This is a genomic window from Trebonia kvetii (assembly GCF_007827045.1).
GTDB lineage: Bacteria > Actinomycetota > Actinomycetes > Streptosporangiales > Streptosporangiaceae > Trebonia > Trebonia kvetii.
The window spans coordinates 1-410 of record NZ_RPFW01000060.1; the positions used below are offsets into that span (position 1 = coordinate 1).

1 protein-coding gene is annotated in these 410 nt (G+C 52.4%); it reads right to left on the reverse strand.

Translation table 11 applies throughout. From position 1 onward, the window contains the following. Positions 1–288, reverse strand: a 288-nt coding sequence (locus EAS64_RS42955; RefSeq protein WP_222850055.1) for an NAD(P)/FAD-dependent oxidoreductase, incomplete at its 3' end; no start/stop codon positions are given. Positions 289–410 lie beyond the last annotated feature (122 nt).

A 410-nucleotide genomic window follows, 5' to 3' on the forward strand; every position in this document is an offset into this window, starting at 1 on the left:
ACGGTTGAGCGATTCGCCGCGGGTGTTGCTGACCAGATTGATCGTGGACTCGTCCCAGAGCGCCGGGTCGCCAAGGGTAAGGTCTTTGTCGGTATCTTTAAAAAGATGTTCGATAGCAACGCGGTCGTACGGAATATACGGTTCATCATTGAGAACGGTAATGGTGTCAGAGGTGCGTCCGGCATCCTGAGCGCCTTCATGATAAGCGCGTACAAAACGCCATGCTGCGGGTCCTGCACCGACGACCAGAATATTACGGGCGGTGTTCCCAGGGCCGTTCTGAGACATATTTGTCCTTCCTAGTTGTGTGTGTATACCGACTTCAGCAAAGAATGACCTGTCTCTAGGAACCGGCAATGCAGGAAAACCGGGAACAAACCTTGAGCCAGAACAACAAGAGTGTGGGATTA